This is a genomic window from Streptomyces sp. NPDC051207 (assembly GCF_040682395.1).
Classification (GTDB): Bacteria; Actinomycetota; Actinomycetes; order Streptomycetales; family Streptomycetaceae; genus Streptomyces.
Map to the genome: position 1 here is coordinate 20,196 of NZ_JBFBAX010000029.1, position 13,490 is coordinate 33,685.

At 72.1% G+C, this 13,490-nt stretch carries 13 protein-coding genes; 11 read left to right on the plus strand and 2 right to left on the minus strand.

Annotated elements, in window-relative coordinates:
• Window positions 1–16: 16 nt before the first annotated feature.
• On the plus strand, window positions 17–565 hold the full coding sequence (locus tag AB0M97_RS24560) for an HIT domain-containing protein (RefSeq protein WP_365963118.1): 549 nt from the start codon (window positions 17–19) through the stop codon (window positions 563–565).
• Between the two features lie 122 nt (window positions 566–687).
• Here AB0M97_RS24560 and AB0M97_RS24565 read toward each other — a convergent pair whose 3' ends face one another.
• Window positions 688–2,343: a hypothetical protein gene (locus AB0M97_RS24565; RefSeq protein WP_365963119.1), complete on the minus strand. Its 1,656-nt coding sequence runs from the start codon at window positions 2,341–2,343 to the stop codon at window positions 688–690.
• 187 nt (window positions 2,344–2,530) lie between these two features.
• Entirely contained in the window at window positions 2,531–4,729 is a 2,199-nt protein-coding gene (locus AB0M97_RS24570; protein WP_365963120.1) for an elongation factor G-like protein EF-G2, read from the minus strand.
• 215 nt (window positions 4,730–4,944) lie between these two features.
• On the opposite strand from AB0M97_RS24570, the gene pgsA reads away from it, so the two are divergent.
• From pgsA to ruvB, 10 genes are all read left to right on the plus strand, one after another.
• Window positions 4,945–5,697, plus strand: a complete 753-nt coding sequence (gene pgsA, locus AB0M97_RS24575; RefSeq protein ID WP_365963171.1) for a phosphatidylinositol phosphate synthase — start codon at window positions 4,945–4,947, stop codon at window positions 5,695–5,697.
• Window positions 5,694–6,620: a phosphatidylinositol mannoside acyltransferase gene (locus AB0M97_RS24580; protein WP_365963121.1), complete on the plus strand. Its 927-nt coding sequence runs from the start codon at window positions 5,694–5,696 to the stop codon at window positions 6,618–6,620. Before pgsA ends, AB0M97_RS24580 begins: the two co-directional genes overlap by 4 nt.
• Window positions 6,617–7,780 carry a glycosyltransferase family 4 protein gene (locus AB0M97_RS24585; RefSeq protein WP_365963122.1) on the plus strand — a complete coding sequence of 388 codons (1,164 nt, stop codon included), beginning with the start codon at window positions 6,617–6,619 and terminating at the stop codon, window positions 7,778–7,780. The genes AB0M97_RS24580 and AB0M97_RS24585 overlap by 4 nt, the downstream gene beginning before the upstream one ends.
• Before the next feature lie 72 nt (window positions 7,781–7,852).
• The gene (locus AB0M97_RS24590) at window positions 7,853–8,395 is read left to right on the plus strand and encodes a hypothetical protein (protein WP_365963123.1); all 543 of its coding nucleotides are present in this window, start codon (window positions 7,853–7,855) and stop codon (window positions 8,393–8,395) included.
• A gap of 246 nt (window positions 8,396–8,641) precedes the next feature.
• On the plus strand, window positions 8,642–9,547 hold the full coding sequence (gene pdxS / locus AB0M97_RS24595; protein WP_365963124.1) for a pyridoxal 5'-phosphate synthase lyase subunit PdxS: 906 nt from the start codon (window positions 8,642–8,644) through the stop codon (window positions 9,545–9,547).
• Between the two features lie 5 nt (window positions 9,548–9,552).
• Complete coding sequence (pdxT, locus tag AB0M97_RS24600; protein WP_365963125.1) at window positions 9,553–10,158, plus strand: pyridoxal 5'-phosphate synthase glutaminase subunit PdxT; 606 nt, start codon at window positions 9,553–9,555, stop codon at window positions 10,156–10,158.
• A gap of 48 nt (window positions 10,159–10,206) precedes the next feature.
• Window positions 10,207–10,959: a YebC/PmpR family DNA-binding transcriptional regulator gene (locus tag AB0M97_RS24605; protein WP_365963126.1), complete on the plus strand. Its 753-nt coding sequence runs from the start codon at window positions 10,207–10,209 to the stop codon at window positions 10,957–10,959.
• A 127-nt stretch (window positions 10,960–11,086) separates the two neighbouring features.
• Window positions 11,087–11,644 (plus strand): crossover junction endodeoxyribonuclease RuvC, encoded by a 558-nt coding sequence (ruvC, locus tag AB0M97_RS24610; RefSeq protein WP_365963127.1) that lies wholly within the window; start codon window positions 11,087–11,089, stop codon window positions 11,642–11,644.
• Window positions 11,641–12,246 carry a Holliday junction branch migration protein RuvA gene (gene ruvA, locus AB0M97_RS24615; protein WP_365963128.1) on the plus strand — a complete coding sequence of 202 codons (606 nt, stop codon included), beginning with the start codon at window positions 11,641–11,643 and terminating at the stop codon, window positions 12,244–12,246. Before ruvC ends, ruvA begins: the two co-directional genes overlap by 4 nt.
• A 151-nt stretch (window positions 12,247–12,397) precedes the next feature.
• Window positions 12,398–13,468 (plus strand): Holliday junction branch migration DNA helicase RuvB, encoded by a 1,071-nt coding sequence (gene ruvB, locus AB0M97_RS24620; protein WP_365963129.1) that lies wholly within the window; start codon window positions 12,398–12,400, stop codon window positions 13,466–13,468.
• Window positions 13,469–13,490 lie beyond the last annotated feature (22 nt).

The following is a 13,490-nucleotide window of genomic DNA, read 5'->3' on the forward strand; positions in this document are numbered from 1 at the left end:
GCCATATGCTGCACGCATGACGAGTGAGCCGGAGCAGCAGTCGGGAGTGGGGACGCAGGACGCGTTCCAGCGTCTGTGGACGCCCCACCGGATGGCCTACATCCAGGGCGAGAACAAGCCCACCGGCCCCGGGGCCGGCGACGGCTGTCCCTTCTGCTCCATCCCGGCCGCGTCGGACGAGGACGGGCTGATCGTCAGGCGCGGTGAGCACGTGTACGCCGTGCTCAACCTGTACCCGTACAACGGCGGCCACCTGATGACCGTCCCGTACCGGCACGTCGCCGACTACACGGATCTCACGGCGGACGAGACCACCGAGCTGGCGGAGCTGACCAAGCAGGCGATGACGGCCCTGCGGACGGCCTCCGGGGCCCAGGGGTTCAACCTGGGCATCAACCAGGGCGCCGTCGCGGGCGCCGGCATCGCCGCCCACCTGCACCAGCACATCGTCCCGCGCTGGGGCGGCGACACGAACTTCATGCCGGTGGTCGGCCACACGAAGGTGCTGCCGCAACTGCTGGCGGACACGCGCAAGATGCTGGCCGAGGCCTGGCCGACGGGCTGACGTCACCATCAGCCCGTCCGGCGCTTCGAGGACGAGGCCGCAGGCCGACGGGGGGTCTGGGGGCGCAGCCCTCAGAAGCCCGGCCGGGGCCCACGCGCCGGAACCACCGAAACGCCGGAGGCCTACGCGTCGTAGAGGTCCGCCTTCTTCGGCGCCGCATCCTGCACCGCCGTGCTGAGGGCCGCCGACCGCGAGCCGAACTTCTCGGTGTCCACGCCGTTCTCCTTCAGCACCTTGATCGCCGCGGCGTGCACCACCCGCAGGACCGGCGTGGCCGCCCGCAGCGCGTCGTCCGCCATGAACCGGTGCCGCCACGGCTTGTCCGCCCAGGCGTGCCGCAGACCGAACGGCTCGGGCAGGCTCAGCGAGCCGCCGAGCCAGTTCAGCAGCGGCGGGTACCAGGACAGCGGAGCCCGTGCCGTGAGCCGTACCACCTCGTCCGCGTCGACCAGCGGGAGCTTCACGGTCCGGGTCTCCCAGAATTTGACCGACTTCTGGACCTGCTTCTCCTTGGCCGCCGGCTTCGTCGTGAACAGCGGGTGCACCGGGCCGAGCGCGTGCCCGGTCACCTCGATGCGCAGCGTCTCGTGCAGCACGGTCACCGTGATCAGCATGGTGATCACCAGCTGCCCGTCCCACAGCGTCCACTGCACGCCCAGGTAGTGCCGGTCGCCCGCGCCGAACTGCTGCTTGTTGCAGATCTCCTGGATGGCGTGCGGTTTGACCTGGTACGCCTCGACGTCGGTGCCCTCCGGCCGGGCCACCGCCGACGCGTTCTCCCCGACGGGCGTGACGATCCAGTGCCGTATCGACGGCTTGGTGAAACCGCCCGTGTTCAGCGGGCCGCGCTCCAGCATGCGCAGCTGGTCGTGGATGGACCGTATGACGTCCCAGCTGCGGAACGGATGGATCTCCCGGCCGGGATCGGCGGCCACCAGGTTCTCGGCGAGCTGCCAGCTGCCCCAGCGGGTGCCCATGCCGAGGATGCCCTTGGGACCGGCGTAGAACACGGAGTTGGACTGCTGCTCGGCGGCGAGCCTGGCCAGGGACTGGCGCAGGTTCTCGGCCGCCGTCTCACTGGGGTTGGTCGGTACCGTCTCGGGCACCTTGGCGCCCACGCTGCTGCCGGACAGCAGGCCCTCCCAGCGGCCCCGCAGGTCGTGCGCCGTGCGCTCGCAGACCCGCTTGGCCAGGTACCAGCCGACCACCGGCATGATCACGGCCGCGCGCGCGTACAGGCCCCAGAACCCCGTGAACGGCATCTTGAGCAGGAAGATCACCGCGAGGGCGCCCATGGCGACCAGCAGTGTGGTGGCGAGCGCCCCGGCCCGCTTGTCCTCGCGCTTGGCGATGGTGGTGCGGATCTGGAAGACCAGCAGCCAGACCAGCAGGCCCGGCAGGAACAGCACGCCGCACAGCACCATGATCGCGCTGAGCTGGTTGTCGCGGTTCTTGCGGATGTGGTTCGCCGCGAGGCAGTGCTCCACGACGACCTGCGGCTCGGCGCCGAAGGACTGGATGAGCGGCTTGCGGCCGGCCCCCAGCATCCGGTCCACGACGGCCCGGGAGAACGCCTCGCCGAGGTTCGGCCTGAACAGCGCCATCCTGCCCGGACTGACCTTGGACTGGTGCCATTCGCTGTTGGCCTTGAGTATCTCCTCGACGTCGTTGTCCCGATAGGCCGCCGAGGCCAGCGCGAAGGTCGCCGTCTGCGCCTCGTCGCCCGTACGCGGCACCTGCGGACCGAAGATGTCCGCGTAACCGCTCTCAACGGTCATTTCCGCCCCCAGATCGACGCCGTACCTGCTTCTGCGGCCTTCCCGACTTCCCTGCCGCGCACACCTGTTGATCAGGTCATCAGCGTATCCGCAGGCGGCGGCGTGCGCCGACGGACGGCCAAAGCCGCCCGTCGGCGCACGCGCAAGCACGCGGCGGGGCACACCGGTTGCGGCGCGCCCCGGGCGATCACGCCGCGTGGCCGGTGTGTTGGCGGAGCCGTTCCGCGACCTGCGGCGGCATCGGTTCGTGCCGCGCGTACGCCCGGCTGAAGCGCGCGGTGCCGTGCGACAGGGAGCGCAGGTCGACGGCGTAGCGGCTGATCTCGATCTCGGGCACCTCGGCGCGGATCAAGGTGCGTCCGCCGGGTGTCTGCTCGGTGCCGAGCACCCGGCCGCGCCGGCCGGACAGGTCGCTCATCACGGCGCCCACGTAGTCGTCGCCGACGAGCACCGACACCTCGGCCACCGGCTCCAGCAGGTGGATCTTCGCGCCGGCCGCGGCCTCCCGCAGCGCGAGCGCGCCCGCCGTCTGGAACGCGGCGTCGGAGGAGTCCACCGAGTGCGCCTTGCCGTCCAGCAACGTGACCCGTACGTCGACCAGCCGGTGACCGGACGCGACGCCCTTGAGCGCCTGGGCCCTGACGCCCTTCTCGACGGACGGGATGAACTGCCGCGGCACGGCCCCGCCGACCACCTTGTCCACGAACTCGATGCCCGAGCCGCCCGGCAGCGGCTCCACCTCGATCTCGCAGATCGCGAACTGCCCGTGCCCGCCGGACTGCTTCACGTGCCGCCCGCGCCCGGCCGACTTGGTGGCGAACGTCTCCCGCAGCGGCACCCTGTGCGGTACGACGTCGACCTGGACGCCGTACCGGCTGCGCAGCCGCTCCAGCGCGACGTCCGCGTGGGCCTCGCCCAGGCACCACAGCACCACCTGGTGGGTGTCCTGGTTCTGCTCCAGCCGCATCGTCGGGTCCTCGGCGACGAGCCGTGCCAGGCCCTGCGAGAGCTTGTCCTCGTCCGGCTTGCTGTGCGCCTCGATGGCGAGCGGCAGCAGCGGGTCGGGCATCTCCCAGGGCGCCATGAGCAGCGGGTCGTCCTTGGCGGAGAGCGTGTCCCCGGTCTCGGCGCGGCTGAGCTTCGCCACGCACGCGAGGTCGCCCGCGACGACGTGCCCGACGGGCCGCTGCTGCTTGCCGAACGGCGTGGACAGCGCGCCGATCTTCTCGTCGACGTCGTGGTCCTCGTGGCCCCGGTCGGCGAGGCCGTGCCCGGAGACGTGGACCGTCTGGTCGGCGCGCAGGGTGCCGGAGAACACCCGGATCAGCGAGAGCCGGCCGACGTACGGGTCGGAGGACGTCTTGACGACCTCGGCGACCAGCGGGGCGTCCGGGTCGCACGGCTTCAGCTCGCGCGGCCTGCCGTCCGGTGTCGTCACGCGGGGTGCCGCGCGCTCCAGCGGGGTCGGGAACCCGCGGGTGACCAGCTCCAGCAGCTCGACCGTGCCGAGGCCCTGCCGGGCGCCGTCGGCGGCGGGGGCGGCGGCCAGGACGGGGAAGAACACGCCGCGCGCGACGGCCCGTTCCAGGTCCTGGATCAGGGTGGCGACGTCGACCTGCTCACCGCCGAGATAGCGGTCCATGAGGGTCTCGTCCTCGCTCTCCGAGATGATCCCCTCGATCAGCCGGTTGCGGGCCTCCTCGATCAGCGGCAGCTGGTCCTCGCCCGGCTCGGACTCCTTGCGCTCGCCGGTCGAGTAGTCGAACAGCTTCTGCGACAGCAGCCCGATCAGACCGGTCACGGGCGCGTGCCCGTCCGGCGCCTGCGGGCCGTGCAGCGGCAGGTAGAGCGGCAGCACGGCGTCGGGGTCGTCCGCGCCGAAGGCCTCGGCGCACAGCCGCGTCATCTCCTCGAAGTCCGAGCGCGCGGACTCCAGGTGCGTGATCACGATGGCCCGCGGCATGCCGACGGCCGCGCACTCCTCCCACACCACGCGGGTGGCGCCGTCCACGCCGTCGGAGGCGGAGACGACGAACAGGGCCGCGTCCGCGGCTCGCAGACCGGCCCTGAGCTCACCGACGAAGTCGGCGTATCCGGGGGTGTCGAGGAGATTGACCTTGGTGCCGTCCCATTCGACCGGCACCAGGGAGAGCTGCACCGAGCGCTGCTGGCGGTGCTCGATGTCGTCGTAGTCGGAGACGGTGCCGCCGTCCTCCACGCGGCCCGCCCGGTTCACCGCCCCCGCCGTCAGCGCGAGGGCTTCCACCAGGGTGGTCTTGCCCGATCCGCAGTGGCCGACCAGCACCACATTCCGTACGGACGCGGGGTGGTCGGCCGCCGTTGCCCTGCCGGCGGCTCCGGGGTGTGTGTGCGCCTTGTCGCCCATAACCTTGCCTCCCGTGCGCGGTGAGGTCACTCTGGGCGCGGGACACGCGGACACCGCGTGCTGGGCGGTCCTGCGACGCCCGCGGTCCTTCGAGCTTTCCACTCCCGCCACGGTGCGTCCATACGAGCGACGGCATCGCGGCGCGCCCGGCCGCCCCGCGCGCGTGACACGTGCGCCGGGTGCCCGGCCCTCGCACCCACGCGTGCGTGGCTACGATGGGCCAGCCGGGGGCCAGCAGGGGCCGTCCGGCGACACCGACCGTCGGGAAGGCCATGCTGAACAAGTACGCGCGTGCATTCTTCACGCGTGTCCTCACACCGTTCGCCGCGTTTCTCATCCGCCGGGGCGTCAGCCCGGACACGGTCACGCTCATCGGCACCGCCGGTGTGGTCGCGGGCGCGCTGGTCTTCTACCCCCGGGGGGAGTTCTTCTGGGGCACGGTCGTGATCACGCTGTTCGTCTTCTCCGACCTGGTCGACGGCAACATGGCCCGCCAGCTCGGCCGCTCCAGCCGCTGGGGCGCCTTCCTCGACTCCACGCTCGACCGGGTCGCCGACGGCGCGGTCTTCGGCGGCTTCGCGCTGTGGTACGCGGGCGGCGGCGACGACAACGCGCTGTGCGCGGTGTCGATCTTCTGCCTGGCCAGCGGCCAGGTCGTGTCGTACACCAAGGCACGCGGCGAGTCGATCGGGCTGCCGGTGGCCGTCAACGGGCTCGTGGAGCGCGCCGAGCGACTGGTGGTCTCGCTGGTCGCGGCCGGGCTCGCGGGCTTCGACACGTTCGGCGTGCCCGGCATCCACGTCCTGCTGCCCATCGCGCTGTGGCTCGTCGCCGTCGGCAGCATGGTCACGCTGATCCAGCGCGTCGTCACGGTCCGCCGCGAGTCCGCCGAGGCCGAGGCCGCCGACGCCCAGGACGATGAAGGCGACCAGCACAACGCCTCCCACGGCAGCGAGGCCGCGACGTGAAGGCCCGGGAACACGTCGCGGACGCGCTGTACGGCCTCGGCTGGAGCACCGTCAAGAAGCTCCCCGAGCCCGCCGCCGCACGGCTCGGCCGCACCATCGCCGACATCGCCTGGAAGCAGCGCGGCAAGGGCGTGCAGCGCCTGGAGAGCAACCTCGCGCGTGTGGTGCCGGACGCGACCCCCGAGCGGCTCGCCGAGCTCTCCCGGGCGGGCATGCGCTCCTACCTGCGCTACTGGATGGAGTCCTTCCGGCTGCCGGCCTGGAGCGCCGAGCGCGTCAGCGCCGGGGTGGAGGTCAAGGACCTGCACCGCCTGACCGACGGTCTGGCCGCCGGGAAGGGCGTGGTCCTCGCCCTGCCGCACCTGGCCAACTGGGACCTCGCCGGCGCCTGGCTCACCACGCACCTGAAGATCCCGTTCACGACCGTCGTCGAACGCCTCAGGCCCGAGACGCTCTACGACCGTTTCGTCGCCTACCGCGAGGGCCTGGGCATGGAGGTCCTGCCGCACAACGGCGGCGCCGCCTTCGGCATCCTCGCCCGGCGGCTGCGCAACGGCGGCCTGGTCTGCCTGGTCGCCGACCGTGACCTGTCCGCGTCCGGGGTGCCCGTCGACTTCTTCGGCGACACCGCCCGCATGCCCGCAGGGCCGGCGCTGCTCGCCCAGCAGACCGGCGCCCTGCTGCTGCCGGCGACGCTCTGGTACGACGACTCGCCCGTGATGCGGGGGCGGGTCCATCCCCCGATCGAGGTACCCCGGTCAGGGTCCCGCGCCGAGAAGACGTCAGTCATGACACAGGCGCTGGCAGACGCCTTCGCCACCGGGATCGCCGACCATCCGGAGGACTGGCACATGCTCCAGCGCTTGTGGCTCGCCGACCTGGAACCACGCCCGGCCGACAGCGCGGACGGGGAGCGCCCGTGAGGATCGGCATCGTCTGCCCGTACTCGTGGGACGTACCGGGCGGCGTCCAGTTCCACATCCGTGACCTGGCCGAGTACTTCCTGCGGCTCGGGCACGAGGTGTCCGTCCTGGCGCCCGCCGACGACGACACGCCGCTGCCCCCGTACGTCGTCTCCGCCGGCCGTGCGGTGCCCGTGCCGTACAACGGCTCGGTGGCCCGCCTCAACTTCGGTTTCCTCTCGGCGGCCCGGGTGCGGCGCTGGCTGCACGACGGCGCGTTCGACGTCATCCACATCCACGAGCCGACCTCGCCGTCCCTGGGCCTGCTGGCCTGCTGGGCGGCGCAGGGCCCGATCGTCGCCACCTTCCACACGTCGAACCCCCGCTCGCGCGCGATGATCGCCGCGTACTCCATCCTCCAGGCGGCCCTGGAGAAGATCAGCGCGCGGATCGCCGTCAGCGAGTACGCCCGCCGCACCCTGGTCGAGCACCTCGGCGGGGACGCCGTGGTCATCCCCAACGGCGTCGACGTCGACTTCTTCGCCAAGGCCGAGCCCAGGCCCGAGTGGCAGGGCGAGACGATCGGCTTCATCGGCCGCATCGACGAGCCCCGCAAGGGCCTGCCCGTGCTGATGAAGGCGCTGCCCAAGATCCTCACCGCCCGCCCGCAGGCCCGGCTCCTGGTCGCCGGGCGCGGCGACGAGGAGGAGGCGGTGGAGACCCTGCCCGCCGACCTGCGCTCCCGCGTCGAGTTCCTCGGCATGGTCAGCGACGAGGACAAGGCCCGGCTGCTGCGCAGCGTCGACCTGTACGTGGCGCCCAACACCGGGGGCGAGAGCTTCGGGATCATCCTGGTCGAGGCCATGTCGGCCGGGGCCCCCGTCCTCGCCTCCGACCTCGACGCCTTCGCGCAGGTCCTGGACCGGGGCGCGGCGGGCGAGCTGTTCCCGAACGAGGACGCGGACGCGCTCGCCGAGACGGCCGTGCGCCTCCTGGAGGACTCGGCCCGCCGCGCGGAACTGCGCGAGCGCGGCAGCAGCCACGTACGCCGCTTCGACTGGTCCACGGTCGGCGCGGACATCCTGTCGGTCTACGAGACGGTCACGGCGGGCGCGGCGGCGGTGGCGGCGGACGACAGGACGACGGGGCTCAGGGCACGGCTGGGGCTGGCGCGGGACTGACGCGGTGCCGAGCGCGGGACCGACGGCGACGCGGCCGGCACCGGCCGGATCGCGCCCCGGTAGCCTCGGCGCGTGACCGCAACTCTCATCTGGATCCTTGTCGCACTCGTGGCCGTGGGCCTCTACCTGAGCTGGACCGCGGGCCGCCTCGACCGGCTGCACGCCCGGATCGACGCCGCCCGCGCCGCGCTCGACGCGCAGCTGCTCAGAAGGGCCTCCGTCGCCCAGGAACTGGCCACCTCGGGCGTGCTCGACCCGGCCGCGTCCATCGTGCTGTACGAGGCCGCGCACGCCGCGCGGCAGGCCGAGGAGGAGCAGCGGGAGGTCGCCGAGAGCGAGCTGAGCCAGGCCCTGCGCGCGGTGTTCGGCGAGGCGCCGCAGGTGGAGGCGGTGCGGGAGGCGCCCGGCGGTGAGGAGGCCGCCCGGGAGCTGACGGAGGCGGTGCGCAAGGTGCCGATGGCCCGGCGCTTCCACAACGACGCCGTGCGCGCGGCACGCGCGCTGCGCCGGCACCGCAAGGTGCGCTGGTTCCGGCTGGCCGGTCACGCGCCGTTCCCGCTGGCCTTCGAGATGGACGACGAGCCTCCGGCGGCGCTGGTGGACCGGTCGTCCTAGCCGCTGTCCCCTGCCCTGGTGGACCGGTCGTCCCGGCGGCCGTTCACCGGCCGTTCCGGCTGCCGAAATGCGGCGGGCCGCATTTCCTGGCCGGCCGCTTCTGCTGATCGGCCGGTATCCGGCCGATATCCGCCCCCGCGGCAGGAAAAACGATCCACCACCTTCCCATTGGCCCTTGCTGTGGCCTGGTCCCCTCACGTTTCCTCAGTGATGCAGAATCCCTCTTTCCCATCAGTGAGGTCACCCGTGTCCAGCACCGAGAACCAGGCTCCCGAGACCGGCACCGCCCGCGTGAAGCGCGGCATGGCCGAGCAGCTCAAGGGCGGCGTGATCATGGACGTCGTCACGCCGGAGCAGGCGAAGATCGCCGAGGACGCGGGCGCCGTCGCCGTCATGGCCCTGGAGCGGGTCCCGGCCGACATCCGCAAGGACGGCGGCGTGGCCCGGATGTCCGACCCGGACATGATCGAGGGCATCATCGACGCGGTGTCCATCCCCGTGATGGCCAAGTCCCGCATCGGCCACTTCGTCGAGGCCCAGGTCCTGCAGTCGCTCGGCGTCGACTACATCGACGAGTCCGAGGTCCTGACCCCGGCCGACGAGGTCAACCACTCGGACAAGTGGGCCTTCACCACCCCCTTCGTCTGCGGCGCCACCAACCTCGGTGAGGCCCTGCGCCGCATCGCCGAGGGCGCGGCCATGATCCGCTCCAAGGGCGAGGCCGGCACCGGCAACGTCGTGGAGGCCGTCCGCCACCTGCGCCAGATCAAGAACGAGATCGCCCGCCTGCGCGGCTACGACAACAACGAGCTGTACGCCGCCGCCAAGGAGCTGCGCGCCCCGTACGAGCTGGTCAAGGAGACCGCCGAGCTGGGCAAGCTCCCGGTCGTGCTGTTCTCCGCCGGTGGCGTCGCCACCCCCGCCGACGCCGCCCTGATGCGTCAGCTCGGCGCCGAGGGCGTCTTCGTCGGCTCCGGCATCTTCAAGTCCGGCGACCCGGCCAAGCGGGCCGCCGCCATCGTCAAGGCCACCACCTTCTACGACGACCCCAAGATCATCGCGGACGCGTCCCGCAACCTCGGCGAGGCCATGGTCGGCATCAACTGCGACACCCTCCCCGAGACCGAGCGCTACGCCAACCGCGGCTGGTAAGCATCATGAACACTCCTGTCGCAGGCGTCCTGGCCCTCCAGGGCGACGTACGGGAGCACCTGGTCGCCCTGGCCGCGGCCGATGCCGTGGCCAGGCCGGTCAGGCGCCCCGAGGAACTCGCCGAGGTCGACGGCCTCGTCATACCCGGCGGCGAGTCCACCACCATCTCCAAACTGGCTGTCCTCTTCGGCCTCATGGAACCGCTGCGCGCACGCGTGCGTGCCGGCATGCCCGTCTACGGCACCTGCGCGGGCATGATCATGCTCGCCGACAAGATCGTCGACCCGCGCTCGGGCCAGGAGACGGTCGGCGGCATCGACATGATCGTGCGCCGCAACGCCTTCGGACGCCAGAACGAGTCCTTCGAGGCGGCCCTCGACGTCAAGGGCATCGCGGGAGACCCGGTGGAGGGCGTCTTCATCCGCGCCCCCTGGGTCGAGTCCGTCGGCGCGGCGGCCGAGGTGCTCGCCGAGCACGACGGCCACATCGTCGCGGTCCGCCAGGGCAACGCGCTCGCCACGTCGTTCCACCCGGAACTGACCGGCGACCACCGCGTGCACGCGCTGTTCGTCGACATGGTGCGCGCGAACGCGGGAGCGGAGTCCTTGTAGGATTCCTGCGTTCGTTGCAGGGATGGGTTACGCGAAGGAGACAGGCAGATGTCCGGCCACTCTAAATGGGCCACGACGAAGCACAAGAAGGCCGTCATCGATGCCAAGCGCGGCAAGCTCTTCGCGAAGCTGATCAAGAACATCGAGGTCGCGGCGCGGATGGGCGGCGCCGACCCCGAGGGCAACCCGACGCTGTACGACGCGATCCAGAAGGCCAAGAAGTCGTCGGTCCCCAACAAGAACATCGACTCCGCGGTCAAGCGCGGCGCCGGCCTGGAGGCCGGTGGCGCCGACTACGAGACGATCATGTACGAGGGCTACGGCCCGAACGGCGTCGCGGTCCTCATCGAGTGCCTCACCGACAACCGCAACCGCGCCGCCTCCGAGGTGCGCGTCGCCATGACCCGCAACGGCGGCTCCATGGCCGACCCCGGCTCGGTGTCCTACCTGTTCAACCGCAAGGGCGTCGTGATCGTCCCCAAGGGCGAGCTCACCGAGGACGACGTCCTCGCCGCGGTCCTGGACGCGGGCGCCGAGGAGGTCAACGACCTCGGCGAGACCTTCGAGGTCATCAGCGAGGCCACCGACCTGGTCGCGGTCCGCACCGCCCTGCAGGACGCGGGCATCGACTACGACTCCGCCGACGCCAACTTCGTCCCGACCATGCAGGTCGAGCTGGACGAGGAGGGCGCCAAGAAGATCTTCAAGCTGATCGACGCGCTCGAGGACAGCGACGACGTGCAGAACGTCTTCGCCAACTTCGACGTCAGCGACGAGATCATGGAGAAGGTCGACGCGTAACGCCGCCGCGAACTCAGCACGCCGAACGGGCCGACGGGACACCCCCGTCGGCCCGTCGTGTTGCCGGGCGTTGTCGGTGGCACCCGATAGCCTGCACAAACAGGTGATCGAAGGGAGGGGGCGTCAGGTGCGCGTACTGGGGGTGGACCCGGGGCTGACCCGGTGCGGGGTCGGTGTCGTCGAGGGCGTCGCCGGACGGCCGCTGGCCATGCTGGGCGTCGGCGTCGTGCGCACGTCCGCCGACGCGGACCTCGGCCACCGCCTCGTCGCCATCGAGCAGGGCCTGGAGCAGTGGCTCGACGAACACCGCCCGGAGTACGTGGCGGTGGAGCGCGTCTTCAGCCAGCACAACGTCCGTACGGTGATGGGCACCGCCCAGGCCAGCGCCGTCGCCCTGCTGTGCGCCTCCCGCCGCGGCATCCCCGTCGCCCTGCACACCCCGAGCGAGGTCAAGGCCGCCGTCACCGGCTCGGGACGCGCCGACAAGGCCCAGGTGGGCGCCATGGTCACCCGGCTGCTGCGGCTCGCCGCGCCCCCGAAACCGGCCGACGCCGCCGACGCCCTCGCCCTCGCCATCTGCCACATCTGGCGCGCCCCCGCGCACAACCGCCTCCAGCAGGCCGCCGCCCTGCACGCCACCCGCGCATCGCAGCCATCGCACGCATCGAAAGGCCGTACGGCATGATCGCCTTCGTCAGCGGCACGGTCGCCGCGCTCGCCCCCGACGCCGCGGTCGTCGAGGTCGGCGGCGTCGGCATGGCCGTCCAGTGCACGCCGAACACGCTGTCCACGCTCCGCGTCGGTCGGCCCGCCAAACTCGCCACGTCCCTGGTCGTGCGGGAGGACTCCCTCACGCTGTACGGCTTCGCGGACGACGACGAGCGGCAAACGTTCGAACTGCTCCAGACCGCCAGCGGCGTCGGCCCCCGGCTCGCCCAGGCGATGCTGGCCGTGCACAGCCCCGACGCCCTGCGGCGCGCCGTGTCCACCGGGGACGAGAAGGCGCTCACCGCGGTCCCCGGCATCGGCAAGAAGGGCGCCCAGAAGCTGCTGCTGGAACTGAAGGACCGCCTGGGCGAGCCGCTCGGCGCGCCCGCCGTGGGAACCCCGCCCGCCGCGGGCTGGCGCGACCAGCTGCACGCCGCCCTGATCGGCCTCGGCTACGCGACCCGCGAGGCCGACGAGGCGGTCGCCGCCGTCGCCCCGCAGGCCGAGGCCGCCGAAGGCACGCCCCAGGTGGGGCAGTTGCTGAGGGCGGCGCTGCAGACCCTGAATAGAACGCGCTGAGCACCACGCGGGACCCCCGGACCGCACCGGCCGGAAACCACCCCGCAGGCATTGACCGGAAACCGCCCCGTGGGGCGCCTGCGACCGCCCGGCCCGTGAAAACCCCCGCGCACCTTTCGACCCCTCCGACCGCGACCCCGAGGCACACTCCATGAACTGGGACGACACGACCGACAGCACCGCGGCCGAGCGGCTGGTCGGCCCCGTCGCCGACCGTGAGGACCAGGCCGTCGAGGCCGCACTGCGCCCCAAGGACCTGGGCGAGTTCATCGGCCAGGAGAAGGTCCGCGAACAGCTCGACCTCGTGCTGCGCGCCGCACGCGCGCGTGGCGCCACCGCCGACCACGTGCTGCTCTCCGGCGCCCCCGGCCTCGGCAAGACCACCCTGTCCATGATCATCGCGGCCGAGATGGACGCCCCCATCCGCATCACCTCGGGACCCGCCATCCAGCACGCCGGCGACCTCGCGGCGATCCTGTCCTCCCTGCAGGAGGGCGAGGTCCTCTTCCTCGACGAGATCCACCGCATGTCGCGGCCCGCCGAGGAGATGCTCTACATGGCGATGGAGGACTTCCGCGTCGACGTCATCGTCGGCAAGGGCCCCGGCGCCACCGCCATTCCCCTGGAACTCCCGCCGTTCACCCTGGTCGGCGCCACCACACGCGCGGGACTGCTGCCGCCCCCGCTGCGCGACCGCTTCGGCTTCACCGCGCACATGGAGTTCTACGAGCCCGCCGAACTGGAGCGCGTCATCCACCGCTCGGCGCGCCTCCTCGACGTCGAGATCGACACCGCCGGAGCCGCCGAGATCGCCGGCCGCTCGCGCGGCACGCCCCGCATCGCCAACCGCCTGCTGCGCCGCGTCCGCGACTACGCCCAGGTCAAGGCCGACGGCGTGATCACCAGGGACATCGCCGCCGCGGCCCTCGCGGTCTACGAGGTCGACGCCCGCGGCCTCGACCGCCTCGACCGCGCCGTGCTGGAGGCACTGCTCAAGCTGTTCGGCGGCGGTCCCGTCGGCCTGTCGACGCTCGCGGTCGCCGTGGGGGAGGAGCGCGAGACCGTCGAGGAGGTCGCCGAGCCGTTCCTCGTCCGGGAAGGGCTGCTCGCCCGCACCCCGCGCGGCCGGGTCGCCACGCCCGCGGCATGGGCGCATCTCGGCCTCGCGCCGCCCCGTTCGCAGAGCGGGGGAAACGGACAACAGGACCTGTTCGGGGCGTGACGGCGAGCGCATTCGCCGAGGC